This is a genomic window from Kitasatospora indigofera (genome assembly GCF_014655955.1).
In the GTDB taxonomy this organism is placed as follows: Bacteria; Actinomycetota; Actinomycetes; order Streptomycetales; family Streptomycetaceae; genus Kitasatospora; species Kitasatospora indigofera.
The window spans coordinates 1-25,667 of the sequence record NZ_BNBO01000074.1; the positions used below are offsets into that span (position 1 = coordinate 1).

At 74.5% G+C, this 25,667-nt stretch carries 21 protein-coding genes; 10 read left to right on the forward strand and 11 right to left on the reverse strand.

Going from position 1 to position 25,667, the window contains the following annotated elements:
- Positions 1-54 precede the first annotated feature (54 nt).
- The 4 genes from IE329_RS36080 to IE329_RS36095 are packed head-to-tail and all read right to left on the reverse strand — an operon-like array spanning position 55 to position 5,787.
- Positions 55-2,223 carry a 3-hydroxyacyl-CoA dehydrogenase NAD-binding domain-containing protein gene (locus IE329_RS36080; protein ID WP_190215276.1) on the reverse strand — a complete coding sequence of 723 codons (2,169 nt, stop codon included), beginning with the start codon at positions 2,221-2,223 and terminating at the stop codon, positions 55-57.
- Between the two features lie 19 nt (positions 2,224-2,242).
- Positions 2,243-3,457, reverse strand: coding sequence for an acetyl-CoA C-acetyltransferase (locus IE329_RS36085; RefSeq protein ID WP_190215277.1), 1,215 nt, complete (start codon positions 3,455-3,457; stop codon positions 2,243-2,245).
- 23 nt (positions 3,458-3,480) lie between these two features.
- Positions 3,481-4,623 carry an acyl-CoA dehydrogenase family protein gene (locus tag IE329_RS36090; RefSeq protein ID WP_190215278.1) on the reverse strand — a complete coding sequence of 381 codons (1,143 nt, stop codon included), beginning with the start codon at positions 4,621-4,623 and terminating at the stop codon, positions 3,481-3,483.
- A 39-nt stretch (positions 4,624-4,662) separates the two neighbouring features.
- Complete coding sequence (locus tag IE329_RS36095; protein WP_190215279.1) at positions 4,663-5,787, reverse strand: CaiB/BaiF CoA transferase family protein; 1,125 nt, start codon at positions 5,785-5,787, stop codon at positions 4,663-4,665.
- Positions 5,788-6,100: 313 nt separating this feature from the next.
- Between IE329_RS36095 and IE329_RS36100 the strand changes: the two genes are divergently transcribed.
- The 3 genes from IE329_RS36100 (at position 6,101) to IE329_RS36110 (ending at position 9,251) form a co-directional block, all read left to right on the forward strand.
- On the forward strand, positions 6,101-7,468 hold the full coding sequence (locus tag IE329_RS36100) for a sensor histidine kinase (RefSeq protein WP_229928037.1): 1,368 nt from the start codon (positions 6,101-6,103) through the stop codon (positions 7,466-7,468).
- A 280-nt stretch (positions 7,469-7,748) separates the two neighbouring features.
- Positions 7,749-8,399 (forward strand): response regulator transcription factor, encoded by a 651-nt coding sequence (locus IE329_RS36105; protein WP_190215302.1) that lies wholly within the window; start codon positions 7,749-7,751, stop codon positions 8,397-8,399.
- Positions 8,400-8,594: 195 nt separating this feature from the next.
- Positions 8,595-9,251 carry a Pr6Pr family membrane protein gene (locus tag IE329_RS36110; RefSeq protein ID WP_190215280.1) on the forward strand — a complete coding sequence of 219 codons (657 nt, stop codon included), beginning with the start codon at positions 8,595-8,597 and terminating at the stop codon, positions 9,249-9,251.
- A 104-nt stretch (positions 9,252-9,355) separates the two neighbouring features.
- Here IE329_RS36110 and IE329_RS36115 read toward each other — a convergent pair whose 3' ends face one another.
- From IE329_RS36115 to IE329_RS36130, 4 genes are all read right to left on the reverse strand, one after another.
- A complete protein-coding gene (locus IE329_RS36115; RefSeq protein WP_190215281.1) occupies positions 9,356-10,753 on the reverse strand; it encodes a M1 family metallopeptidase in 1,398 nt (465 codons plus the stop codon).
- Positions 10,754-10,874: 121 nt separating this feature from the next.
- Positions 10,875-11,249 carry a toxin Doc gene (locus IE329_RS36120; RefSeq protein ID WP_190215282.1) on the reverse strand — a complete coding sequence of 125 codons (375 nt, stop codon included), beginning with the start codon at positions 11,247-11,249 and terminating at the stop codon, positions 10,875-10,877.
- Positions 11,246-11,473 carry a hypothetical protein gene (locus IE329_RS36125; RefSeq protein ID WP_190215283.1) on the reverse strand — a complete coding sequence of 76 codons (228 nt, stop codon included), beginning with the start codon at positions 11,471-11,473 and terminating at the stop codon, positions 11,246-11,248. The genes IE329_RS36120 and IE329_RS36125 overlap by 4 nt, the downstream gene beginning before the upstream one ends.
- An 82-nt stretch (positions 11,474-11,555) precedes the next feature.
- Positions 11,556-13,166: an ABC-F family ATP-binding cassette domain-containing protein gene (locus IE329_RS36130; protein ID WP_190215284.1), complete on the reverse strand. Its 1,611-nt coding sequence runs from the start codon at positions 13,164-13,166 to the stop codon at positions 11,556-11,558.
- Positions 13,167-13,653: 487 nt separating this feature from the next.
- Between IE329_RS36130 and IE329_RS36135 the strand changes: the two genes are divergently transcribed.
- The 5 genes from IE329_RS36135 (at position 13,654) to IE329_RS36155 (ending at position 18,894) form a co-directional block, all read left to right on the forward strand.
- Positions 13,654-14,898: a trypsin-like serine peptidase gene (locus tag IE329_RS36135; RefSeq protein WP_190215285.1), complete on the forward strand. Its 1,245-nt coding sequence runs from the start codon at positions 13,654-13,656 to the stop codon at positions 14,896-14,898.
- 142 nt (positions 14,899-15,040) lie between these two features.
- On the forward strand, positions 15,041-16,678 hold the full coding sequence (locus IE329_RS36140) for an ABC-F family ATP-binding cassette domain-containing protein (protein ID WP_190215286.1): 1,638 nt from the start codon (positions 15,041-15,043) through the stop codon (positions 16,676-16,678).
- A gap of 54 nt (positions 16,679-16,732) precedes the next feature.
- Positions 16,733-17,407, forward strand: coding sequence for a nitroreductase family protein (locus IE329_RS36145; protein ID WP_190215287.1), 675 nt, complete (start codon positions 16,733-16,735; stop codon positions 17,405-17,407).
- Between the two features lie 52 nt (positions 17,408-17,459).
- A complete protein-coding gene (locus IE329_RS36150) occupies positions 17,460-18,062 on the forward strand; it encodes a GNAT family N-acetyltransferase (protein WP_190215288.1) in 603 nt (200 codons plus the stop codon).
- A 91-nt stretch (positions 18,063-18,153) separates the two neighbouring features.
- On the forward strand, positions 18,154-18,894 hold the full coding sequence (locus IE329_RS36155) for a class I SAM-dependent methyltransferase (RefSeq protein WP_190215289.1): 741 nt from the start codon (positions 18,154-18,156) through the stop codon (positions 18,892-18,894).
- Between the two features lie 52 nt (positions 18,895-18,946).
- On the opposite strand, the gene IE329_RS36160 is transcribed toward IE329_RS36155, so the two are convergent.
- Positions 18,947-19,903, reverse strand: a complete 957-nt coding sequence (locus IE329_RS36160) for an aldo/keto reductase (protein ID WP_190215290.1) — start codon at positions 19,901-19,903, stop codon at positions 18,947-18,949.
- 253 nt (positions 19,904-20,156) lie between these two features.
- Between IE329_RS36160 and IE329_RS36165 the strand changes: the two genes are divergently transcribed.
- Positions 20,157-20,804: a hypothetical protein gene (locus IE329_RS36165; RefSeq protein WP_190215291.1), complete on the forward strand. Its 648-nt coding sequence runs from the start codon at positions 20,157-20,159 to the stop codon at positions 20,802-20,804.
- 149 nt (positions 20,805-20,953) lie between these two features.
- On the opposite strand, the gene IE329_RS36170 is transcribed toward IE329_RS36165, so the two are convergent.
- Complete coding sequence (locus IE329_RS36170) at positions 20,954-21,814, reverse strand: helix-turn-helix transcriptional regulator (protein WP_190215292.1); 861 nt, start codon at positions 21,812-21,814, stop codon at positions 20,954-20,956.
- A gap of 254 nt (positions 21,815-22,068) precedes the next feature.
- Here IE329_RS36170 and IE329_RS36175 point away from each other — a divergent pair, with 254 nt between their 5' ends.
- On the forward strand, positions 22,069-22,854 hold the full coding sequence (locus IE329_RS36175) for an alpha/beta fold hydrolase (RefSeq protein WP_190215293.1): 786 nt from the start codon (positions 22,069-22,071) through the stop codon (positions 22,852-22,854).
- 172 nt (positions 22,855-23,026) lie between these two features.
- Here the strand turns inward: IE329_RS36175 and IE329_RS41945 are convergent, their stop codons facing one another.
- Complete coding sequence (locus tag IE329_RS41945) at positions 23,027-25,375, reverse strand: glycosyl hydrolase family 18 protein (protein ID WP_308438429.1); 2,349 nt, start codon at positions 25,373-25,375, stop codon at positions 23,027-23,029.
- Positions 25,376-25,667 lie beyond the last annotated feature (292 nt).

A 25,667-nucleotide genomic window follows, 5' to 3' on the forward strand; every position in this document is an offset into this window, starting at 1 on the left:
CGGCGCCGCGCGCGGGACCGTCCCCGCGCGCGGCGCCGTCCGGACGGGCCGGGCTCAGTCCGCGAACCGGCCGCCCTCGGCCGCCAGCCGCTCCAGCATCGCCGGCGGGGCAAACCGCTCGCCGTACGCCGCCGCCAGCTCCCGCGCCCGGGCGGTGAATCCGGGCAGCCCGCCCCGGTAGCCGTTGATGTACTGGAGCACACCGCCGGTCCACGCCGGGAACCCGATGCCGAGGATCGAGCCCACGTTGGCGTCCGCGACCGAGGTCAGCACGTTCTCCTCCAGGCAGCGGACGGAGTCCAGCGCCTCGGCGAACAGCATCCGCTCCTTCATGTCCTCGAACGGGATCTGCGCCTCGGCGCCCCCGGTGAAGTGCTCGCGCAGGCCGGGCCAGAGCCGGACCCGGCGGCCGTCCTCGTACTCGTAGAAGCCGGCGCCGCCGCTGCGGCCGGGGCGGCCGAACTCGTCGAGCATCCGGTCCATCACCACGTCGCCGGGGTGCTCGGTCCAGGTGCCGCCGGCCTCCTCGACCGCCCGCCGGGCCTCGCCGCGGATCTTGCGCGGCAGGGTGAGGGTGAGCTCGTCCAGCAGTGAGAGCACCTTGGCCGGGTAGCCGGCCTGGGCCGCGGCCTGCTCCACCGAGACCGGGTCGACGCCCTCGCCGACCATGGCGACGCCCTCGTTGATGAACTGCCCGATCACCCGCGAGGTGAAGAAGCCGCGCGAGTCGTTCACCACGATCGGCGTCTTGCCGATCAGGCGGACCAGGTCGAAGGCGCGGGCCAGCGCCTCGGCGCCGGTCTCCGGGCCGCTGATGATCTCCACCAGCGGCATCTTGTCGACCGGCGAGAAGAAGTGCAGGCCGATGAAGTCCGCCCGGCGCTCCACGCCCTCGGCGAGCAGGCCGATCGGCAGGGTGGAGGTGTTGGAGCAGAGCAGCGCGTCCGGCGCGACGACCTGCTGGACCTCCTGGAACACCTTGTGCTTCAGCTCGGGGTTCTCGAACACCGCCTCGATCACCACGTCGCAGCCGGCCAGGTCGGCGGCGTCGGCGGTCGGCGTGATCCGGGCCAGCAGCTCCGCCCGCTGCGCCTCGGTGGAGCGGCCGCGCGCCACCGCCTTGTCCAGCAGCCCGGCGGAGTAGGCCTTCCCGCGTTCGGCCGCCTCCAGCGTGACGTCCTTGAGCAGCACCTCGGCGCCGGCCTTGGCGCAGGAGTACGCGATGCCCGCACCCATCATGCCGGCGCCCAGCACCGCCACCTTGCGGACCTCCCGGGGGTCCACGCCCTTGGGGCGGCCCGCACCGGAGTTGACGGCCTGCATGTCGAAGAAGAAGGCCTGGATCATGTTCTTCGAGATCTGGCCGCAGGCCAGCTCGGTGAAGTACCGGGCCTCGATCACCATCGCGGTGTCGACGTCGACCTGGGCGCCCTCGACCGCGGCGGCCAGGATGTTGCGCGGGGCCGGGTAGTCCGCGCCGGCCAGCTGCTTGCGCAGGTTGGCCGGGAAGGCCGGCAGGTTGGCCGCGAACGCGGGGGTGCTCGGGGTGCCGCCGGGGATCCGGTAGCCCTTGACGTCCCAGGGCTGGACGGCCTCCGGGTTGGCGGCCACGAAGGCGTGCGCCTTCTCCAGCATCTCCTCGCGGGTGGCGGCCAGTTCGTGCACCAGGCCGTTCTCCAGGGCCTGCGCCGGGCGGTACTGGCGGCCCTGCAGCAGGACCTTGAGCAGCGCGTCGGTGATGCCCATCATCCGCACGGTGCGCACCACGCCGCCACCGCCGGGCAGCAGCCCGAGGGTGACCTCGGGCAGCCCGATCCTGCTGCCGGGCACGTCCAGCGCGATCCGGTGGTGGCAGGCCAGCGCGATCTCAAGGCCGCCGCCGAGGGCCGCGCCGTTGACCGCCGCGACCACCGGCCTGCCGAGGGTCTCCAGGGTGCGCAGGGCACGCTTGATCCGCATCGAGTTGGCGAAGACCTGGTCGGCGCTCTCCGGCGTCGCCGCCGAGATCAGCCGCAGGTCGCCGCCGGCGAAGAAGGTCTTCTTCGCGGAGGTGATGATCACGCCGCGCAGGCCCTCGGTGGCCTTCAGCCGCTCGACCGTCGCCTCCAGGGCGTCGGTGAAGCCGGCGTTCATGGTGTTGGCGGACTGGGCGGGGTCGTCGAGGACGAGGGTGACCACACCGTCCTGGTCCTGTTCCCAGCGGATGGCAGTCGTGTTGCTCATGAGGTGGAGGTCTCCCGTTTCAGATGCGCTCGATGACGGTGGCGACGCCCATACCGCCGCCGACGCAGAGGGTGGCCAGGCCGTAGCGCAGGTCGCGGCGCTCCAGCTCGTCGATCAGGGTGCCGATCAGCATCGCGCCGGTCGCGCCCAGCGGGTGCCCGAGGGCGATCGCGCCGCCGTTGACGTTCACCTGGTCGTGGCGGAAGCCGAGTTCGCGGATGAAGCGGAGCGCCACGGCGGCGAAGGCCTCGTTGATCTCGACCAGGTCGATGTCGGCGGCGGTCAGGCCGGCCTTGGCGAGGGCCTTGCGGGTGGCGGGGGCCGGGCCGGTCAGCATGATGGTCGGCTCGGAGCCGGAGACCGCGGCGGACACGATCCGGGCCCGCGGGCGCAGCCCGTACCGCTCGCCGATCTCGCGGGAGCCGATCGCGACCAGGGCCGCGCCGTCCACGATGCCGGAGGAGTTGCCGGCGTGGTGGACGTGGTCGATGGACTCGACCCAGTGGTACTTCTGCAGCGCGACGGCGTCGAAGCCGCCGGCCTCGCCGATGCCGGCGAAGGAGGGCTTGAGGCCGGCCAGGGTCTCCACCGTGGTGCCGGGGCGGATGAACTCGTCGCGGTCCAGCACCACCAGGCCGTTGACGTCCTTGACCGGGACGACCGAGCGGTCGAAGTACCCGTCCGCCTGCGCCTTGGCGGCGCGGGCCTGGGACTCGGCGGCGAAGGCGTCCACGTCGGTGCGGGACAGGCCCTCGATGGTGGCGATCAGGTCGGCGCCGATGCCCTGCGGCACGAAGCCGGTCCGGTAGCTGGTCATCGGGTCCATCGCCCAGGCTCCGCCGTCGGAGCCCATCTTCACCCGGGACATCGACTCGACGCCGCCGGCCAGGATGAGGTCCTCCCAGCCCGAACGGACCTTGGCGGCGGCCAGGTTGACGGCCTCCAGGCCGGAGGCGCAGAAGCGGTTCTCCTGGACGCCCGCGACGGTGTCCGGCAGGCCGGCGGCGATGGCGGCGATCCGGGCAATGTCGGAGCCCTGGTCGCCGATGGGGCTGACCACACCGAGCACGATGTCGTCGATCGCGGCCGGGTCCAGCCCGGGGAACCGGGCCTGCAGTTCGTGGATCAGGCCGACCACGAGGTCGATCGGCTTGGTGCCGTGCAGCGAGCCGTTCGCTTTGCCCCGGCCTCGCGGCGTGCGGACAGCGTCGTAGACGTACGCTTCGGTGGTCACGGTGGGTGCCTTTCCGGGAGGGTCTAGCCGAGGAGGGAGCGGCCGATGATCTCTTTCATGATCTCGGTGGTGCCGCCGTAGATGGTCTGGATCCGGCCGTCGGTGAACGCCTTCGCCACCGGGTACTCGGCCATGTAGCCGTATCCGCCGTGCAGTTGCAGGCAGCGGTCGGCGGTGCGCTTCTGCAGTTCGGTGGCCCACCACTTGGCCATCGAGGCGTCCACCGGGGTGAGCGCCCAGCGGTTGTGCTCGGTGATGCAGCGGTCCACGAAGGCGCGGGTGACCGCGCACTCGGTGGCCAGTTCGGCGATCTCGAAGCGGACGTGCTGCAGCTTGCCGAGCGGCCGGCCGAAGGCCTCGCGCTGCTTGACGTACTCCGTGGTGATCTCGACCAGGTGCTCGGCGGCGGCGATCGCGGAGACCGCGATCGCCAGCCGCTCCTGGGCGAGGTTGCGCATCAGCGAGACGAAGGCGCCGTTCTCCTCCCCCAGCAGGTTGGCCTTCGGCACCCGGACGTCGTTGAAGAACAACTCGGCGGTGTCCTGGGCCTTCTGGCCGATCTTGTCGAGGTTCCGGCCGCGCTCGAAGCCCGGCATCCCGCGCTCGACCACCAGCAGGCTCAGTCCGTGCGCGCCGCCCTCCGGGGTGGTGCGGGCGACCACCACGACCAGGTCGGCGATGATCCCGTTGGAGATGAAGGTCTTGGAGCCGTTCAGCAGGTAGTGGTCGCCCTGGTCCACGGCGTGCGTCCGGATGCCCTGGAGGTCGGACCCGGCCCCGGGTTCGGTCATCGCGATGGCGGTGACGATCTCGCCGCTGCAGAAGCCGGGCAGCCAGCGGCGCTTCTGCTCCTCGTCGCCCAGCGAGGTGAGGTACGGGCCGATGATGTCGTTGTGCAGGCCGAGCGCCAGGCCGGAGGCACCGGCCCGGGTGAACTCCTCGGCGAGGACGGCGCTGTAGCGGAAGTCGGCGCTGCCCCCGCCGCCGTACTCCTCGGGGACGGCCAGGCCCAGCAGGCCCTGCGCGCCGGCGGCCGTCCAGGCGGAGCGGTCCACGATGCCGGCCCGCTCCCAGCGGTCGTGGTGCGGGAGCACCTCCTTGGCGAGGAAGGCCCGGACGGTCTCCCGGAAGGCCTCGTGCTCCTCGGTGTAGATCTCTCGCTGCACTGCGGTGTCCTCTCGGGGCGGTCGGAGCCGTGGCGGCGGTCAGCGGGGGGCGAGCGCGGGCACGCCCCAGTCGCGGGCGACCTCGGCGGTGTCGGCGCCCGGGCGGGCCGGGGGCCGGCGCAGCGTGCCGGGGGTGGCGGAGAATCGCGGGGCCGGGGCCGGCTGGGTGACGCCGTCGACCTGGGTGTAGGTGCCGCGCGCCGCCAGGTGCGGGTGGCCGGCCGCCTCCCGCATACTCAGCACCGGCTCGACGCAGGCGTCGGTGCCGTCGAAGACGGCGGTCCATTCGGCCAGTGTGCGGGTGGCGAACCGGGCCGCGATCCGGGCCCGCAGCTCCGGCCAGCGCGGGACGTCGAACTGGCCGGGCGCGTCCGGCTCCAGGCCCAGCAGCTTGCTGAACTCGGCGTAGAACTGCGGCTCCAGGGCGCCCACCGCGAGGTGGCCGCCGTCGGAGGCCGAGTACACGGCGTAGCAGGGCGCGCCGCCGTCGAGCAGGTTGACGCCGCGCCGGTCCTGCCAGCGGCCGGCGGCGAGCAGGCCCCAGAGCATCGAGGTGAGGTGGGCGGCGCCGTCCACCACGGCGGCGTCCACGACCTGCCCGGCGCCGGTCTCCCGGGCGTGGTGCAGGGCGGCCAGCAGGCCGACGACCAGGTACAGCGAGCCGCCCGCGTAGTCGCCGAGCAGGTTGGCGGGGATGGCCGGCGGGCCGTCCGGGTCGCCGATCATGCCGAGGGTGCCGGCCAGCGCCGTGTAGCCGATGTCGTGGCCGGCCCGGGCGGCGAGCGGGCCGTCCTGGCCCCAGCCGGTCATCCGGCCGTAGACCAGGGCGGGGTTGCGGGCCAGGCAGGCGTCGGGGCCGACGCCGAGGCGTTCGGCGACGCCGGGGCGGTAGCCCTCGATCAGCAGCTGGGCGCGTCCGACCAGGCCGAGCACCTGGCCGGGCCCCTCCGGGGACTTGAGGTCGACCAGGACGGACCGCTTGTTCCGGTTGGTGACGTCGTAGGCCGGCTCGATGCTCAACGGCCCGGCGCCGGGACGGTCGACCCGCACCACGTCGGCGCCCAGGTCGGCCAGCAGCATGGCGGCGAAGGGGCCCGGGCCGATGCCCGCGAGCTCCACCACCCGCACGCCGGCCAGCGGGCCGGGGTTGGTCGCGCCGTCCATCCGCTGCCCCTTCGTCGGTTTGACAGTAAAGCTGTAACACTGGCGATGATAGATAAGCAACCCGCCGGTAACAAGGGCGGCGCGCACCCGGCCCGGGGGTGCCGGACGGGCCGGACCGGGGGCCCGGAGCCGGCCGGGGAGGGACCGGGGCGGGGCGCCGGGCGGTGCGGGCGGCGGACGGGCCGGGGCGACCGGACGCCGGGCACGCTCCCCCGCCCGACGGCGCCGGGAGCGGGCGGGAGCGGGGCCGGCAGGGCGGGGCAGGCGGGAGCCGACCGGCGGGACGGCGGGCACCTGACGTACAGTCGGTCCGGTGAACGCGGGGGTACGGGGGACCGGCGTCCGCAGGACGGGCAGCGCGCTGCTCGGACGGCGGCCGCGCCGACGGTGGGTGCATCTGGTGCTGGGCGGCGCCCTGTTGATGCCGTACTGGCTGCTGTCCTCGGTGGTGCTGGGCGCGGTCTACCCGGGCGGTGAACCGCTGCGGCGGGTCGCCCTGCAGTTCGTCGCCTTCGGCACGGCACTGCCGCTGGCCGCGCTCACCGCGCTGCTGCCGGTGGTCCGGGTCCTGGAGGGCACGGCCGCCCGGATGCTCTGCGCCGGGGCCGCCGGGGAGCTGTCCACCGGACCGGCCCGGTCCTGGGCGGCCCGAAGGCGGACCGCCGCCTGGTACGTGCTGCACCTCTTCCTCGGCGGCGTGGTGAGCGGGATGTCGCTCGCCGTACCGCCGGCCGCCGTGACGCTGCTGCTGCCGCTCGGTGCCCTGGACCACGCCCCGGCCTGGTGGCGGGAGCACCAGTGGTTCGGCGGCCCGGCGCTCGGCCTGGCGCTCCTCCTGCTCCTGCTGGTCACCAACGCCGGGGCGGGCGCGCTGCTCGCCCGGTCGGCGCCGGCGCTGCTCGGGCCGACCCCGGACGAGCGGCTCGCGGCGGCCGAGCACCGGGCCGCCGTCCTGGCCCAGCGCAACCGGCTGGCACGGGAGTTGCACGACTCGGTGGGGCACGCGCTGAGCGCGGTCGGCCTCCAGGCAGCCGCCGCCGCCCGGGTGCTGGCCGCCGACCCGGCCTTCGCCGCCGAGGCGCTCCGGGCGATCGAGCGGACCGCCCGCGAAGCGGTGGCCGAACTGGACACCGTGCTGGGCCTGTTGCGCGAGGAGGAGCCGGCGGGGCCGGCCCCGGCCGGTCCGACGCTGGCCGTCCTCGACGACCTGCTGCGCCAGCTGGAGCGGACCGGCGTCAAGGTCCGGGCCTCGCTGCCGCCCGGCCTGCCCGGGCTGCCGCCGGCCGTCTCCCGGGAGGCGTACCGGATCGTCCAGGAGGGGCTGACCAATGTGCTGCGGCACGCCGGGGCGGCGCCGGCCGTGCTCCGCATCGGCCTGCGGCCCGACCGGCTGGAGCTGGAGCTGACCAACCCGCTCGCCGCCGGGCGGCCGCCCCGGCCGGGCGGGGGCCGGGGGCTGCGCGGGATCGGCGAACGGGCCGCCGCCCTGCGCGGCGGCTGCGAATCCGGGCCGACCCCGGACGGCGGGCACTGGCGGCTGGCCGTCCGGCTGCCGCTGGGCGCGGAGACGGCCACGGACCCGGACCAAGACCCGGGCCAAGACACCGGCACGGCACCGTCGCGGAGCCGGACGGCGGGGATCCCCACGACGGGGAGCCCGACGGCGGGGGCGGCACCATGACGGCGCCGGCCGGACGGTACCGGTCGGCGGGGCGGGGACGACGGATACCGGGACACCGGGTACCGGGGGCGAACGGGTGACGGGGGCAACGGGGATGACGACGAACGACAGGGCGCGGCAGCGCGCGGGCGCGCAGGGCGCGCCGGCTCAGGACCCGACGCCGGGCCCGGCTCAGGGCCCGGCTCAGGACCCGGCTCAGGACCCGGCTCAGGACCCGGCTCAGGGCCCGGCTCAGGGCCCGGCGGCGGCCGGGCGCGCCCACGGCGAGGACCCGGGGCCGATCCGGGTGCTGGTCGTGGACGACGAGCGGCTGGTGCGGACGGGACTGCGGGTGGTGATCGACGCCGAGCCGGACCTCACCGTGGTCGGCGAGGCCGCCTCCGGCGCCGAGGCCGTGCCGCTGGCGCGCGAGCTGCGGCCCGACGTGGTGCTGATGGACGTCCGGATGCCCGGGACGGACGGCATCCGGGCCACCGAGGAGCTGATGGCGACCATGGACGAGCCGCCGAAGGTGCTGGTGGTGACCACCTTCGAGCACGACGACCACGTCTACGACGCGCTGCGGGCCGGCGCCGCCGGGTTCCTGCTGAAGCGGGCCAGGGCCGAGGAGATGGTGCAGGCCGTCCGGCTGGTGGCGCGCGGCGACTCGCTGCTCTTCCCGGCCGCCCTGCGGGAGCTGGCCCGCCGGCAGGCCCCGGCGCGCCGCCCGGACCCGGGCCTGGGCCCGGTCGGCCGGCTCACCGGGCGGGAGGGCGAGGTGCTGCGGCTGATGGCGGCGGGGCTGAGCAACGCGGAGATCGCCGGCCGGCTGGCGGTGAGCCCGGAGACGGTCAAGACGCACGTCGGCGCGGTGCTGGCGAAGCTCGGCGCGCGGGACCGCACCCAGGCGGTGATCGTGGCCTACGAGTCGGGTTTCGTCCTGCCCGGGTGACGCCTGCCGCCTCCCCGCCGTGTCCCGGCCCCTGCCCCGCCGGACCGGCTGCGGACCTCCGCAGGGCCCGGTCCGGACGGTGTGCCACCGGCCCGGCGGCTCCGAGCCGGAACGATCCTTCACGACCGCCCCTACCAGCCAGTAGAGTGCGACGACCTTCCCGTCCGATACCTCCCGAAAAGATCAGGTGACAGTATGACCGTCTGGACCCGACCCGCGCTCTGGTGGCGCCTGGCCATCGTGATATCGGCGGGCACGGGCCTGACCCTCGGCACCGGCTCCCTGGTCTACTTCACCATCCAGAGCAACGTCTTCGTGCTGGCCTACTTCGCCGGCGCGGTCTACTGGATGAAGCGGCGCGGCACCGTCGACGCCCCCGCGCCCCGGCTGCGCGGCGCGGTCACCCTCTACATCCTGATCACCGGGCTGGTCTCGCACATCCTGCTGGAGCACGGCGCCAACCCGCTGCCCGGGCTGTTCGACGGGCCGGACAAGCTCCAGCACTGGTCCTCGTTCTTCCTGCACTACGTCACCCCGGTGCTGGTGATCCTCGACTGGCTGACCCTGCGCCCGCGCAACGCCTCGCACTGGCGCGACATCCCGCTCTGGCTGGCCTTCCCGCTCGGCTACGCCGGCATCGTGATGGCCCGCGCGGCGCTGTTCTCCAACTACCCGACGCCGTACCCGTACTTCTTCTTCGACCCGACCGAGAAGGGCTACGGCTACGTCTGGGGCCAGATCGTGCTGCTCACGGTCGAGTTCGTGGTCCTGGCGGCCGTGGTGGTCGGCCTGGACCGGCTCGGCACCCTGGTCGCCGGCAAGCTGCGGCGGACCGTCCCGGCCGAAGCCTGAGCGCAGACGCCCGGAGGGCGGTGCGGTGTCCGGCCCGGACACCGCACCGCCCTCCGTCGCGTCCGGCCCGCCCCGCCCGGGGCCGGGCCGCGCGACCGGCCGGATCAGGCCGACGGCCCCGGCTTGGCCGCCGTGTAGAGCCAGGCGTCGAACAGCGGGCCGAGGTCCCGGTGCGAGATCTTCTCGGCCAGCCGGAGCAGGTCGCAGGTGGCGGCGTTGCCGTGCCGGTAGGTCGCGGCCCACTCCCGCAGCAGGGTGAAGAAGTCCTGGTCGCCGATGGTGTCGCGGAGCGCCTGGAGGGTCATCGCACCCCGGACGTAGACCACGTCGTAGTTGAAGATGTCGTCGCGCCCGGGGTCCCCCGTCCTCAGCAGCCAGAACGGGTCCCCGGCCGGCGTCGCCCAGTAGCCGTCGAAGGTCTCCTTGGCGCTCGGACCGCCGTGCCCCTCCTGCCAGAGCCACTCCACGTAGGTGGCGAAGCCCTCGTTGAGCCAGATGTCCCGCCAGGTCGCGGGGGTGACGCTGTCACCGAACCACTGGTGGGCCACCTCGTGCACGACGGTCAGCTCGTCGGGGGCGCCGTCGTACACCGGCCGGCTCTGGGTCTCCAGGGCGTAGCCGGCCCCGACCCGGTCGATGATCCCGCCGGTCGAGCCGAACGGGTAGCGGCCGAACCGGTCCGCCTCCCAGGCCACCGCCTCGGCCGTGCTGCGCTGCAGGAAGGAGCCGTCGCCGCCGGCCGGGTCGTACGCGGTGATGTTCGGGATGCCGCCCGCGTCACCGCGGGTCACCGCGAAGTTCCCGATCGCCACCGTCGAGAGGTAGCTGGCCATCGGCTCGCGCATCTCCCACACGGCCGTGGTCCGGTCGCCGTGGGTCCGGGGTGCGCCCTGCGGCTCGCCGTTGGCCAGCGCCCGCACGCCGTTCGGCGTGGTCAGGCGGAAGGTGTAGGTGGCCTTGTCCCGCAGGTCGTCGTTGACGGGGTACCAGGTCCGGGCGCCGTCCGGCTCGTTCAGCGCGACCGCGCCGTCGTCGGTGTTGAACCAGCCGTAGTCGCCCAGCACGCTGTCGCTGATCCGCTCCGGGACGCCCCGGTAACGGACCTTGACGGTGAACCCGCCGCCGGGGCGGATCGCGCGCGCCGGACGGATCACCAGCTTCTGCCCGTCGCGCCGGTACTCCGCGGGCCGCCCGTCCACCTGGACGCTCTCGATCCGCGGCCCGGAGTAGTCCAGCCGGAGGCGCTCCAGCCGCTCCCCCGCGGTCGCCGAGACGGTCGCCTCGGCGGCCAACTCGTGCGTGGCGGGCGTGAAGTCGAGATCGAGGTCGTAGTGCCGGACGTCGTACCCCCGGTTGCCGGACAGCGGGAAGTACGGATCTCCCGCGCCGGCGCCGTCGGCCGCGCCGGGCTCGGCACCGCCCGCCGAGGCGGGCACGGCGGCCAGCAGGACCAGGGCGCAGGCGGCGGACACGGCCGCGGTCACACGTGTGCTTCTCGTCATGGGCGTCATGCTCGGACACGGCCGCCCCCGGCCCGATCTGACGCGCCGCAGGGCGGCGCCCGATGCCTCGCATGGCGTCACCGGGCCCCGGGCGGCCGGGGCCGGCCGGGCCCCGGCACGCTCAGATCCGCCAGTCGCGGATCCGGCCGGCCGCCGCGAACACGTCGGCCGTGCCCGCCGCCACGTCCCGGGCCAGTTCCACCAGGGCGCCGTACGGCGGGTCGATGCCCTCTTCGGCCGCGTGCATGTACGCGGCGGTGGCCATGCAGGCGTACAGGTTGTTGCGCACCGGCAGCGGCCGCAGCAGCACGATGGTGTGCATCAGGGTCGCCGCGCACCAGGCCGGGTCGGCGGTGTGCCCGAGCTGCGCGGTGTTGACCCGGTGCCGGGCCACCGCCGCCTGCAGCGCGGAGTAGTCGCGCACGCTGAGATCCTCCGGCGAGGCCAGCTCCTGGACGTCGAGCAGCCAGCGGATGTCGACGTGCAGGATCCTCACGCCGCGGCGGGCCTCGCCGGGGGCGCGTCCTCGGGGAAGGCCGCGTCGAACTCCTCGACGTGCTCGTTCCAGAACGCCACCGCGTGGTCGACGAAGGTGCGCCGCTGCTGCTCGCGCACGCTCAGGTCGTGGACGTACGCCTTCACGCTCTTGCCGTCGGCGGCCGCCGCTGCACGGATGGCCGCGAGTTCGTGCTCCGTGTACTCGATGTTCAGGGCCGGCATGGCGCCGATGGTACCGGCGGGGTACCGGCCGCGGTACCCCGCCGGGGCGGGAACCGGGCCGGCCCCCGGCGGGGCCGGCCCGTCACATCGGACCGGCCGGCCGCAGCGCACCGTCCAGCTCCAGCCAGCGGGTGACGCCGATCTCCCGCAGGAACGGCAGGTCGTGGCTGGCCACGACCAGCGCGCCCCGGTAGGCGGCCAGTGCCTGGGTGAGCTGGCGGACGCTGGCCAGGTCCAGGTTGTTGGTCGGCTCGTCCAGCAGCAGCAGTTGCGGGGGCGGGTCGGCGAGCAGCAGGGCGGCCAGGGTGGCCCGGAACCGCTCGCCGCCCGACAGCGTGCCCACGAGCTGATCGGCGCGCCCGCCGCGGAACAGGAAGCGGGCCAGCCTGGCCCGGATCGCGTTGTCGCCGGCCGCCGGGGCGAAGGCCTTGACGTTCTGCGCGACGCTCAGCGAGTCGTCCAGCAGGTCGAGGCGCTGCGGGAGGTGGCGCAGCGGTACCGGGGTGGTGATCTCTCCTTCCAGCGGGGCGAGTTCGCCCGCGATGGTGCGCAGCAGGGTGGTCTTGCCGGAGCCGTTGCGTCCGACCAGGGCGATCCGTTCGGCGCCGCGCAGCTCCAGGTCGGCCGTCACGCCGTACGGCAGCCGGACCTTGGCGAGGCTGAGCACCGCCCGGCCGGCCGGCACCGAGGTGCGCGGCAGGTCGACCCGGATCTCCGCGTCGTCGCGGACCGCCTCCTCGGCGGCGGTGAGCCGCTGGCGGGCCTCGTCGAGGCGGTCGGTGTGCATGCCCTGGAGCCGGCCGGCCGTCTCCTGGGCGCGGCTCTTGAAGGTGCCGGCGAAGATCTTCGGGTCGTTGCGGGTGACGGCGCGCTTCTTGCCGTAGCTGGCGCTGCGGTCCAGCCTGATCCTGGCCTCGGCCAGGTCCCGCTTCTGCCGCTGGACCTCGGCCTCGGCCGTCCGGACGAGGCGCTCGGCGGTCTCCTGCTGGGCGGCGACCGTCCGCTCGTACTCGGCGAGGTTGCCGCCGTACCAGGTGACCGCGCCGTCCCGCAGGTCGGCGATCTGGTCGACCTGCTGGAGGAGTTCACGGTCGTGGCTGACGATCACCATCACCCCGCCCCAGCCCGCGACGGCCTCGTACAGCCGCTCGCGGGCGGCCAGGTCGAGGTTGTTGGTCGGCTCGTCCAGCAGCAGGACGTCGGGGCGGCGCAGCAGCAGGGCGGCCAGCCGCAGCAGCACCGCTTCGCCGCCGGAGAGTTCGCCGGTGGTGCGGTCCAGGCCGAGCCGGTCGAGGCCCAGCCGGTCGAGGGTGGCGCGGGCCCGCTCCTCGACGTCCCAGTCCTGGCCGACGGCGTCGTAGTGCCGCTCGTCGGTGTCGCCGGACTCGATGGCGTGCAGGGCCTCGCGGGCGGCCCTGATGCCGAGCGCCTCGTCCACCCTGAGGGTGGTGTCCAGGGTCAACCCCTGGGGGAGGTAGCCGAGTTCGCCGCCGACCCGGACGGTGCCGGCGGTCGGGGTGAGCTCGCCGGCGATCAGCCGCAGCAGGGTGGACTTGCCCGCTCCGTTGAGGCCGATCAGGCCGGTGCGCCCGGGGCCGACGGCGAACTGGAAGCCGTCGAAGGCGGTGGTGCCGTCCGGCCACTCGAAGCCGAGGGCGGTGCACAGGACGGAGGTGGTGGTCGGTTGAGCCATGGTCGGCCTCCCGGGTGGTTGCTGAGGATCGGTGGAGGTAGCAACACGGGGAGACACCGCGGGCACGACGGGGTGCGGCGGGGTACGACGGGGATGCCGCGACGGGCCGGCCCGGCCGGGTCGACGGAGCTGCCTGGGCCTACGGGGGCCGGCTCATCACTGGGGTCGCACGCTCGCGCGCCGCGCTCTCGGGGGGCGCGGGGGCGGTGTCTCGGGACCTCAGTAGAGCAACGGCCTTCTCCTGTTCCGGCGGGGGCGACGTGGTCAACGGTACGAGCGGTGCCCGCCGGCCCGCAAACGGATTTCCTGCCGGGGCCGCCCCGGGGACGGCCCCGCGGAGGCACGGATCGTTCGCGTCACCGGCCGGCGGGCCGGGCCGACCAACCGGGGGGTGCGTGTCACCGGCCGGGACCGGACATGGGAGACTCCCTGCTGCTGTACCGGCGGCCCGAGGCCGTTCGGGGGAGTCCAAGGGGGAAATGATCTCGTGTCACCTGTATTTCGTGCTGCCCGCGACCGGCATGCGAAGAGCGCCCGCACCGGCCGTGGCGCCCGCACCGGCCGCGCCGCGCTCACCACGTCCGTCGCCGCGCTGACCCTGCTGGCGGCCACCGCCTGCGGCCCGGAGAACAGCGAGCCCGTTCCGGACGGGCCGCCGCCCGCGTCCGCCGCCGGCACCCCGGGCGGAGGCGGGGCGGCCGCCGCGCTGCACCTGCCGACCCTGGACGAGCTGAAGAGCTGGAAGTTCGAGGACTGGGACAAGTGGGCCCAGCAGAACGTCGTCAAGCCGGCCGTCGCGGGCTACTGGAACATCCAGCGGATGCTCGACGCCAAGCCGCCGGCCCAGGCGCCGGACGCACCGGCCCCGAGCGCCAAGCCGACCGGGCAGCCGAGCGGCCAGCCCAGCGCGAAGCCCAGCGCCAAGCCCGCCGACGGCGGCAACGACCCGCGGCCCGCCCGGATCGAGGCGAAGCCCGTCGCGCACCCGTTCGCCAAGCAGTTCCACGTGAACGGCAAGGTCTTCTTCCAGTCCGGCGGCAAGGACTTCGTCTGCTCCGGCACGGTGATCTCCGACCCGGCGCACCCGGGCAAGAGCAACCTGGTGTGGACGGCCGGCCACTGCACCCACGAGGGCAAGGGCGCCGGGTACCACGAGAACATCGTGTTCGCCCCGGCCTTCAACAGCACCGCCACCCTCAGCGGCGGCAAGAAGGGCGCGATCGAGCAGGCCGAGCCGTACGGCGAGTGGGGCACCGTCGGTGCCATCGTCTCCCCGCAGTGGGCGGGCGAGGCGGAGCCCGAGGGCGCGCTCAACGGGTCGATCCACTACGACTTCTCGATCATCAAGGTGGCCAACCCCAAGGCGGGCGGCAAGTCGCTGGAGGAGACCGTCGGCGGCTCCGTCCCGGTCTGGTTCAACGCGCCCCGCGACCAGCTGAGCATCAACACCTACGGCTACCCCGCCGCCGAGCCGTACGACGGCGTCGAGCTGGAGACCTGCGCGGGCGGCAAGCCGGTCCGGCTGTCCAAGGACGCGAGCCGTCCGCCGCTGCTCACCGTCGGCTGCAGCAACACCGGCGGCAGCAGCGGTGGCGGCTGGTTCAGCACCAAGGACGGCAAGCCCGCCCTGGTCAGCGACACCTCGATCGGCAACGACGAGGGCGGCTGGCAGGCCGGCCCGTACCTGGACGACGTGGCCGCGCACGCGCTCGACTTCATGTCGAAGAAGTGACGCCGCCGCGGTAGCGCCGCACCACCCACGACGGCCCCGGGCCCGCACAGCGGCCCGGGGCCGTCGCGCTGCGTCACCCGCCCGCCACCGCCCGGCTCGCGCCCGGGGGCACGGCGGCGCCCCCGATAGGATCGGGGACATCATGAGCGCCACTCTCGTAGTCAAAGACCTCAGCGCCGGCCACGGCGACCGCACCCTCTTCTCCGGCCTGGACCTGGTCGTCGCCCCGGGCGACGTGGTCGGCCTGGTCGGTGCCAACGGCGCCGGCAAGTCGACCCTGCTGCGGTTGATGGCCGGGCTGGACACGCCGGAGGGCGGCTCGCTCAGGCTCAGCCCGCCGACCGCCAACGTCGGGCACCTCCCCCAGGAGCCGGAGCGGCGCGCGGGCGAGTCGGTCCGGGACTTCCTGGCCCGCCGGACGGGCGTGGCGGCCGCGCAGGCGGCGCTGGACGCGGCCACCGAGGGCCTGGTGGAGGGCCGCGCCGGGGCCGACGACGCGTACGCGGTGAGCCTGGACCGCTGGCTGGACCTCGGCGGCGCGGACCTGGAGGAGCGGGCCGAGGAGGTCGCCGACTCGCTCGGGCTGAAGGTCGGCCTGGACCTGCCGATGACGGCGCTCTCCGGCGGCCAGGCCGCCCGCGCCGGGCTGGCCTCGCTGCTGCTCTCCCGCTACGACCTCTTCCTGCTCGACGAGCCCACCAACGACCTCGACCTGGACGGCCTGGACCGGCTGGAGGGCTTCGTCAAGGGTCTGCGCGCCGGCACCGTGCTGATCAGCCACGACCGCGAGTTCCTGGCCCGCACCGTCACCCGGGTGCTGGAACTGGACCTCGCCCAGCAGCAGGTCAACCTGTACGGCGGCGGCTACGACGCCTACCTGGAGGAGCGGGCGGTGGCCCGCCGGCACGCCCGCGAGGACTACGAGGAGTACGCCGACACCAAGGCCGGCCTGGAGTCCCGGGCCCGGATGCAGCGCGGCTGGATGGAGAACGGCGTGCGCAACGCGCGCCGCAAGTCGAGCGACAACGACAAGATCGGCCGCAACATGCGGTCCGAGTCCACCGAGAAGCAGGCCGCCAAGGCCCGGCAGACCCAGCGGATGATCGAGCGCCTGGACGTGGTGGAGGAGCCCCGCAAGGAGTGGGAGCTGCGGATGGAGATCGCCGCCGCGCCGCGCTCCGGTTCGGTGGTCGCCACCCTGCGCGGGGCCGCCGTGCGGCGCGGGGACTTCGCCTTCGGCCCGGTGGACCTGCAGATCGACTGGGCCGACCGGGTCGCCATCACCGGCGCGAACGGCGCCGGCAAGTCGACCCTGCTGGCCGCCCTGCTCGGCCGGCTCGAACTGGACGCCGGCAGCGCCTCGCTGGGCTCCGGCGTGGTGGTCGGCGAGGTCGACCAGGCCCGCGGGCTGTTCCTCGGCGGCGAGCCGCTCTCGGCCGCCTTCGAGGCCGCGGTGCCGGAGCTCACCCCGGAGGAGGTCCGCACCCTGCTGGCCAAGTTCGGGCTGAAGGCCTTCCACGTGACGCGCCCGGCGGCGACCCTCTCCCCCGGTGAGCGGACCAGGGCCGCACTGGCCCTGCTGCAGGCCCGCGGCGTGAACCTGCTGGTGCTGGACGAGCCGACCAACCACCTGGACCTGCCCGCCATCGAGCAGTTGGAGTCGGCCCTGTCCACCTACACCGGGACGCTGCTGCTGGTCACCCACGACCGGCGGATGCTGGAGGCGGTGACCGTCAACCGGCGGCTCGAGGTCCGCGGTGGTCTGGTCCACGAGAGCTGACCGGCCCGACCGGGCCCTTCCGCCGACGGGCCGTCATGTGCTGTGCTGACCACCATGGTTGACATCGATGCGGCCGGGACCTCCTACCCGAGCGTCCCGCACCGCCCCATGACCGTGCCCGCCCACGAGGCCGAGGCACGCAGCAGGTCCTTCCACGACGTGATGGCCCGGCGCCGGACCGTCCGCGACTACTCGGCCCGCCCGATCCCGGACGGCGTGCTGGAGTGGGCGGTCCGGACGGCGTCCACCGCGCCCAGCGGCGCGCACGTGCAGCCGTGGCGGTTCGTGGTGATCACCGATCCGGAGCGCAAGCGGCGGCTGCGGGAGGCCGCCGAGGCGGAGGAGCGCGAGTTCTACGACCACCGGGCCTCGGCCGAGTGGCTGGCCGCGCTGGCACCGATCGGCACCGACTGGCGGAAGCCGTTCCTGGAGGACGCCCCCGCCGTGATCGTGGTCTTCGAGGTGCACAAGGGGCCGCGGAGCCCCCGCCCCTACTACACCAAGGAGTCGGTGGGCATCTCGGTCGGCCTGCTGCTGGCCTGCCTGCACCAGGCCGGGCTGGCGACCCTGACCCACACCCCGAGCCCGATGAAGTTCCTCAACGAGGTCTGCGAGCGCCCCGCCGAGGAGCGAGCCGCGTACGTGATCCCGGTCGGCTATCCGGCGGAGGACGCGCGCGTCCCGGACCTGCACCGCAAGGAGCTGGACGAGATCCTGGTCCGCCTCTGACGCCCGGAAATCCGCTGGTCGGCGGCCCGGGCGGAGCGGGATACTCGCGGCCATGAGCCGAACGCAACAGAGAGTGGTCCAGACCTCGGTGCGGACCACCGCCGCCCGACCGCCCGGGCTGCTGACCGTCGCCGGCGGATACTCCCTGCACCGTCGCACGGACGCCCACGCACCGGCGCTGAACGCCCTGGTGCGGGCCAACCTCGACCACCTGCGCCCGTGGATGCCCTGGGCCGCCCACGCACCGGACCCGGCCGCCACCCTGGCGATGGTCCGGGCCGGCGACAGCGCCTGGCGGGCCGGCACCGACTTCCTGTACGTGCTCGCCCCCGACGCCGAACCCACCGCCGTGGTGGGCGCGTTCGGCCTGCACGGCCGGATCGGCCCGGGCACCCTGGAGATCGGCTACTGGACGGACGCCGGCCACGGCGGCCGGGGCCTCGCCACCGCCGCCGCCCGGGCCCTGACCGCCGCCGCGCTCGGCCTGCCCGGCATCACCCGTACGGAGATCCACTGCGACGAGGCCAACACCCGCAGCGCCGCCGTCCCGCGCAGACTCGGCTACCGGCTGGACCGGACCGACGACGCGGCGGTCGGCGCGCCCGGCGAGACCGGCCGGAAGATGATCTGGGTCCAGGACCGCACCCCGTCCTGACCGCACCCCGGCCCGCCACGCCCGGGCCCGACCACGCCCGGGCCGGGCGCAGGCCGGGCCCCACCACCCACCATCGAGAGACCGAGGAACCATGGCAGGGATCGCCTACGACCGACAGACCGCCGAGGACTACCGGATCGCCCGCGAGGTGCCCCGGGCCGGGCTGGACGCCTGGCGCGCGGCGATCGCCGCCGAGGCCGCCCTAGCCCCGGGCGGCACGGTCCTGGACGTCGGGGCCGGGACCGGTGCCTTCGCCACCGCCTTCCACGACTGGTTCGGCGTACGGGTGCTCGCCGTCGACCCGGCGGAGGCGATGCGCGCGATGATCCCCAGGACCGAGGGCATCGAAGTCCTCGACGGGCGGGCCGACGCGCTCCCCGTGCCGGACGGCTGCGCGGACGCCGCCTGGCTGGGCTCCGTCGTCCACCACCTGCCCGATCTGCCCGCCGCCGCCGAGGAGTTGCGGCGGGTGCTGAAGCCGGGAGCCCCGGTGCTGATCCGCAACCTCTTCCCCGGACGGGCCGGCCGGGACCTCCGGGTGCGGTTCTTCCCCGAGACCGAGCGACTGATCGACGGGTACCCGACCGTCGAGCAGGTCTGCGCGGCCTTCGCCGGCGCCGGGTTCCGCCGGACCGCGCTGCGCGCCGTGCCCCAGGAGAGCGCCGCCGGCCTGGGCGACTTCGCCGCCCGGATCCGCCGGGACGCCGACTCCAAGCTGCGCGGTCTCACCGACGAGGAGTTCGAGCGCGGCATGGCCCGGCTGCGGGCCACCGCGGCGGCCCAGCCCGGGCACCCCGCCACCAGCTGGATGGACCTGCTCGTGCTGTCCTGAGCCGCGGGCCGCCCGGGCCCGGCGCGGTCACCGGGCCCGGGCAGCCGGGAAGTCAGTAACGGGTGCCGGTGGGCGCGGGCAGCGCGTCCAGTTCGGCGAGGTCCTCGGCGGTGAGCCGCACGTCGGCCGAAGCCGCGTTGTCCGCCAGGTACTTGGGCGTCTTGGTGCCCGGGATCGGCAGCACCAGCCGGCCCTGCGCCAGCACCCAGGCCAGTGCGACCTGGGCGGGCGTGGCGCCACGCCGGCCGGCAACCCGTCCGACCCCCGCCACGATCGCCTGGTTGGCCGCCAGCGCCTCCTGCTGGAAGCGCGGCAGCGCCCGGCGGAAGTCGTCGTCCGGCAGGTCGTCCGCCGAGCTGAAGCGGCCCGCCAGGAACCCCCGGCCGAGCGGCGAGAAGGGCAGGAACGCGATGCCCTGCTCCTCGGTGTACGGCAGCACCTCGGCGAGCGCGTCCCTGGTCCACAGCGAGAGTTCGGACTGCACGGAGGCGACCGGGTGGACGGCCTGCGCCCGCTTGATCTGCTCGACGCTCACCTCGGACAGGCCGATCCGCCGGGCCTTGCCGGCCGCCACGACCTCCGCGAGGGCGCCCCAGCTCTCCTCGATCGGGACCTCCGGGTCCACCCGGTGCAGCTGGTACAGGTCGACGTGGTCGGTGCCCAGCCGGCGCAGGCTCTCGTCGATCGAGCGGCGGATGTGGTCGGGCCGGCCGTTGTTGACCACCGGCCGCTCGCCGTCGCTCACCACCAGGCCCACCTTGGTGGCCAGCACGGCCCGCTCGCGGTACCCGCCGCCCAGCGCGGCGCCGACCAACTCCTCGTTGCTGTACGGGCCGTAGACGTCGGCGGTGTCGATCAGGGTGACCCCGAGGTCGAGGGCGGTGCGGATCACCCCGGTGGAGGTGGCATCGTCGCGCCCACTGGGGTCGTAGGCCCAGGTCATGCCCATGCAGCCGAGACCCACCACGCCGACCTCGGGACCGCCGGCCCCGAGAGTGCTGCTACGCATGACTGATGCTCCTTCAGGTACGGGCCGGGTGTACGGGGACAGCCTGCACCTTGGAGTGCACTCGAAGGCAAGCATGATCGACCCGGCCCGGCGAGCGATCGACGGGCCTCCTCGCACCGACCTCCGGACACGGGCCTCTCGCACGGCACCCCTCGCGCCGGGCCCCTCGGGGCCCCTGGCTGCCGGCTCCCCGGCGGGCGGGCCCGCCGCGCACGCCCTTCCACAACCGGTGGCGCCGTTCTAACGTTGCGTCATGCACAGGGTACGGGTGGACCGTTCGCATCCCGACGTGGTCGACGTGGTGCTTCGCGAGGGAGCCGGGCCGCTCGTGTTCGCCGCCAGGCGTTGGCCCGGGGAGGCGCTCGGGTCGCTGGTGGCCGGCGCTGTCTTCGGCACCCCGGCCTACGTCGTCATGGCGTTGGCCTTCATGCCCGGGCCCGGCCCGCTCTGGGCCGCGGTCGGGATCGCCGCCGTGCTGGGGCTCCTCGTCAACACGTTGGTGATCGTGTACGGGGCCTTCCGGGACGTGACCCGGCTGCGGTTCTCCCCCGCCGCCGCCCCGGACACCCTGACCGTCGTCCGGAGCGCCCGGACGGACCGGCCGAGACCGCTCGCCGACGTGCGGCAGATCTGGATCGAGCACTCGGTGGTGGAGTCGTACGTGCGGGGCCGCAAGCCCGCTTCCGTCAAGATCACCCTGTACGTGCTGCTGCGGAACGGCCACCGCGTCCGGCCCGCGGCACTGCCCCCGTGGACGACCGACACCACGGCCCTCCACCAGGAGCTGGAACGGATCCTCGCCCCGGCCGGCGTCCAGGTGGACCTGGTCGTCCAGCGCCGTGTGCAGTCCCCTCCGTGGCTGGGCGTCAGCGGCGGCGGATCGACCGGCGGCGGGGCCTGAGGAGGTCCGGCCCGGCAGACCCGGCTCGGCAGACCCGGCGTTCAGGGCCCGGCGTTCATGGCCCGGCGTTCAGGGCCCGGCTGAGGACGCGTGGTGTCCGGCGAGGACGAGCCGCCCCCGGCTCAGCCGGCGGGCCGACGGCCGCCGCCTCAGTCCACCCGGGCGAACTGCTCCGTGCCCACCACCCCGAGCAGCGCCAGGCGGTCGGCCGTGTCGGTCCCCGGCGGCGGGGTGAGCAGGACCAGCCGCTGGTCCCCCTCCGGCGCCAGCAGGATCTGGCAGTCCAGGTCGACCGGCCCGATCACCGGGTGCAGCACCCGCATCCGGCTGTGCCGGCGGACCGCCACCTCGTGCAGCTCCCAGAGGCCCGCGAACTCCTCGCTGGCCCCGCGCAGCCGCTCCACCAGGCGGGTGGCGGCCGGGTCGCCCGCCCGGCGGCCCACGGCCGCACGCAGGTCCGCGACATGGACCCGGCTGTAGTGCCCGTGCTCCTCGGCCGGGTACGCCGCCCGCGCGGCCGGGTCCGCGAACCAGCGCCAGACCACGTTCCGCCCGTGCTCGGAGACGGTGCACACCCCGCCGAGCAGCGCGCGGGCCATCGCGTTCTGGGCCAGCACGTCGCCCAGCTCGCCGAGCACCTGGGCCGGTGTGCCGGGGAGCTGGTCGAGCAGGTGCAGCAGCCCGGGGGCGACGTGGTCCCCGGCCGCCCGGGCGGCCGGCGGCCGGTGGCCGGCCAGCAGGTACAGGTGGTCCCGCTCGTCCGTGCTCAGGCGCAGGGCGCGGGCCAGCGCGGCGAGCATCTGGGGCGAGGGCTGCGGGCCCCGGGCCTGTTCCAGGCGGATGTAGTAGTCCGCCGACATCCCGGCCAGCTGGGCGACCTCCTCGCGCCGCAGGCCCGGGATGCGCCGCCGCGGGCCGGCGGGCAGGCCCGCGTCCTGCGGGCGGACCCGGTCCCGGGAACGGCGCAGGAAGTCGGCGAGCTCGCGTCGGTCGATCGTCATACCGCCCATCCTGCCGGATCCTCCGGCGCCGTGACCAGCGCCTTCTCCCGCGAAAGGGCCGGGAGCCGACTCAGCGGCAGGCCCCGGACCGGGCCCGGCGGGCGCCCGGGCCGCGACCCCGCCGATCCTGGGACCGCCGGTCCCAGGGTCGGCGGGGCTCTCCCGGCCCCGCCCCGGGGACGGCAGTGTTCTCGGTGCCGGAGCGAACGACCGGCGACCAGCCCGCCGGCGCCGCAGGTGCCGGGTACCGAAGGAGCAGCACCATGGCCACCGTCACCGTCGCCGACGCCCAGGTCCACTACGAGCGCACCGGCTCGGGCCCCGTCCTCGTCCTCGTGCACGGCACGGGTTCGGCCGGCGCCGCACTCACCTGGGGCCGGACGGCCCCCCGCTTCACCGGGCGCACGGTGGTCACCCCGGACCTCTCCGGCACCGACCGGACCACCGACGACGGCGGTCCGCTGACCGTGGAGGGCCTCGCCGCCCAGGTGATCGCGGTCGTCGAGGAGGTGGCGGACGGCCCGGTGGACCTGCTCGGCTTCTCGATGGGCTCCCCGGTCGCCGCCGCCGTCGCGGCCCTGCGCCCCGACCTGGTCCGGCGCCTGGTGCTGGTGGCCGGCTGGGCCCACACCGACGGCGACGAGTACCTGCGGAACCTCTTCACCCTGTGGAAGGACCTCGGTGCGAGCGACCCCGCCTCCTTCGGCCGGAGCGTGGCCATGACCGGGTTCAGCCGCGGCTTCCTCAACGCGATCGGCCGGGCGGAGGTGGAGGCCCTGATCCCCAACATGCCGCCCACGCCCGGCACCCTGCGGCACGTGGACCTCGACACCCGGATCGACGTCCGCGCGCTGCTGCCCCGGATCGAGGCCGAGACCCTGGTGATCGGCTGCACCCAGGACGCCACCGTGCCGGTGGAGAACAGCCGGGTGCTGCACGCCTCGATCGCCCGCAGCAGGTACACCGAGATCGACGCCGGGCATGTCGCCTTCTTCGAGCGGGAGGACGAATTCGTCAAGCTGGTCGCCGAGTTCGTCGACGCGGCGTGAGCAGCACACGCACGGCACGGGACGCCCGGCGGACGGCACGCGGGGCCCTGCGGACGGGGGCCGGCCCGCGCGGGGCCGGGGCGGCGGACGGTGAGCGGGCGCCCCCGGTGCCCGGTCCGGCCGCCGAAGCGGCCGGCCGGGCACCGGGGGCGCCGCCGGGGGTGCTGCCGGACTACTGGCCCAGGCCGCTCGCGATCGCGTTCAGCAGCGTGCCGGACGCGTCGTCGTTCTCCAGGGCGAAGGCGAACATGCCGCCCAGGCCCTTGTTCTTGGCGTAGGCCGCGCGGGCCTGGATGGCCTGCGGGGTGTCACCCGTCCAGAAGTTGGTGCCGTCGTAGATCCACGAGCTCTCCGTGGTGGCGTCCCAGTGGGTGTTGGCCGCCGTCGGGGTGAGCTCCTTCCAGGCGGCGAGGCCGGACTCCGCGCTCAGCGGCTTGGCCGCCGTCGGGCCGGTCGCGCTCTGGTAGAGACCGAAGTTGGCCCCGGCCGGCACGCCCGTCCAGCCGCGCCAGTAGAACGGGATGCCGAGCACGATCTTGGCCGCCGGGAAGCCGCCGGTGATGCCGTACTCGGGCAGGCCGGTGGTGTACGCGGTGAGCGTGGTGTCCACGTTGTACTTGCGGGCGCCCGGGGTGATCGGCGTGGTCGGGTCGGCGGGGCTGTCGTGCAGCGGGTCCTGGTGGTTGGTGGGGCCGGTGGCGTCCCAGGCGCCGTGCATGTCGTACGTCATGATGTCGGCGTAGTCGAGGTACGCGCCGATCTTGTCGGTCTCCAGGTAGCTGATCTTGTCCTGGCCGCTCGGCAGGGCCGCGGTGAGCAGGAACTTCTTGCCCACGGTGGCGCCGTAGGCGTCCAGCTGGGTGCGGAACTCCTTCAGCAGCAGGGTGAAGTTGGCCTTGTCGGCGGCCGAGTAGTGGTTGCCGGTGTGGCCGCCGGGCGAGCCGGGGTACTCCCAGTCGATGTCGATGCCGTCGAAGAGGCCGGCCGCCGAGGCGACGCCGCCGGAGGCGTCACCGGCGATGTTCTTCGGCAGGTTGCCCTTGAGGAACATGTCGACGCAGGAGGAGACGAAGGCCTTGCGGGAGGCGTCCGTGGCGGCCGCGTCGGAGAAGTACTTCGAGTAGGTCCAGCCGCCGAGCGACATCGTCAGCCGCAGGTTGGGGTACTTCGCCTTGAGCTGGCGGAGCTGGTTGAAGTTGCCCTTGATGGGCTGCTCCCAGCTGTCGGCGGTGCCGTCCACGCTGTCGGCCGCGGCGAAGGTGGCCTGGTAGTCGGCGTACGCGTCGCCGGCGCCGTCACCGGCGTTGGGGTTGTCCTCGTGCGCCGCGTCGGAGGCCTTGACCGCCTCGAAGCAGGTGTGCGAGGTGGGGTGGACGTTGCCGAACGCGTAGGTGATGACGTCGAGCTTGCCCGCCGCGCCGCTGCTCCCGACGTTCTTCGGGAAGTAGGCGTTCTCGTAGATGCCCCACTGGTCGAAGTAGGCCGACTTGACCGGCTTCGCGGCCGGGGCGGCCGCCGTGGTGGTGGAGACCGGCGCGGACTGGCCGGAGGCGTGCCCGCTCGCGTCGTACCCCTGCACGGTGTACGTGTAGGAGGTGTTCGGCAGCAGCGAGGTGATCGCCACCTGGGTGCCCATCGAGGTCGCCACGACCTGGCCGTTGGCCCAGACCTTGTACGCCGGCGTGTCACCGTTCTGCGAGTTGTCGGTGGACGCGTTCCAGCTGAGCACGATCGCGTTGTGGGTCACCTTGCCGACGGTCACGCCGGTCGGTGTGGTCACCTTGCCGTCGCCGGTCGGCCCGCCGGTGGTGGTCGCGGTGACCGTCGCCGTGCCGGTGACGGTCGGGCTCGCGCTGGTCGACGGGGACGCGCTGGTCGACGGGCCGGCGCTGGACGAGGGCGACGCGCTGGACGACGGGCTCGCGCTGCCGGACGGCGACGCGCCGGCGCTGGCCGAGGCACTCGGGCTCGCCGTCGTGCCGCCCGGGCCGGCCAGGCTCAGATCGTCCGCCTTGTAGGCGCCCTGGCCGTACCAGCCGTGGGTGAAGACGGTCACCGACGTGGTGCCCGCCCCGGTGGTGAAGGTGGTGGACAGCTGGCTCCAGGCGGCGGACGAGGGCGTCCAGACGGTGGAGTTGACGCCCGTCCCGGTCGCGCCGAGGTAGACGTAGTTGCCCTGGACCCAGGCCGACAGGGTGTACGAGGTGTTCGGCTGGACGGCCACCGTCTGCTGGCACTGGCCGGTGTCGGACGCCGAGGCGCCGCCGTTCAGCGCGTACGCACCGCTGTGCACGGGGGTGGTGACCACGGACCCGTTGGAGCAGCTCCAGCCGCTGAGGGTGCCGGTCTCCAGCCCCGGGTTGGCCAGCAGGTTCACGGTGGCGGCCGAGGCCGAGCCGAAGGTCGTGGCGAGGGCCGCGCCTCCGGTGGTGAGCACGGCCGCGAGGGCCAGCGCTCCGGCTCTGCGGCTCGGGTTGGCCCGGTGCGCGGACGCGCGTTCGGGCATGGCTCGGTCGAGCATGGACAGTCCTCCGGACAGTGGGGTTTCCGGCGGTGCAGCGACCCGGGGTGGATCGGCGGGGAGCCCGGGCATGGGGGTGCGACGGGCTCCCGGTGAGGTGGGGCCCGCGCGGAGCGGCGTCGCGGTACGGCGGCGCCCCGGGTGGAGGTGCCGGGCGCCTCGCGACGACGCGGGGCGTGCGGGACTTGCGGGCTTGCAGGGCTTGCGGTGGTGCGGTCGTGCGCTTGCGGTGCGTTCCTACGGGCCGGCCGCGGACGGCGCCCCGCCGGCTTCGGCGGAGCGGGACCCGGCG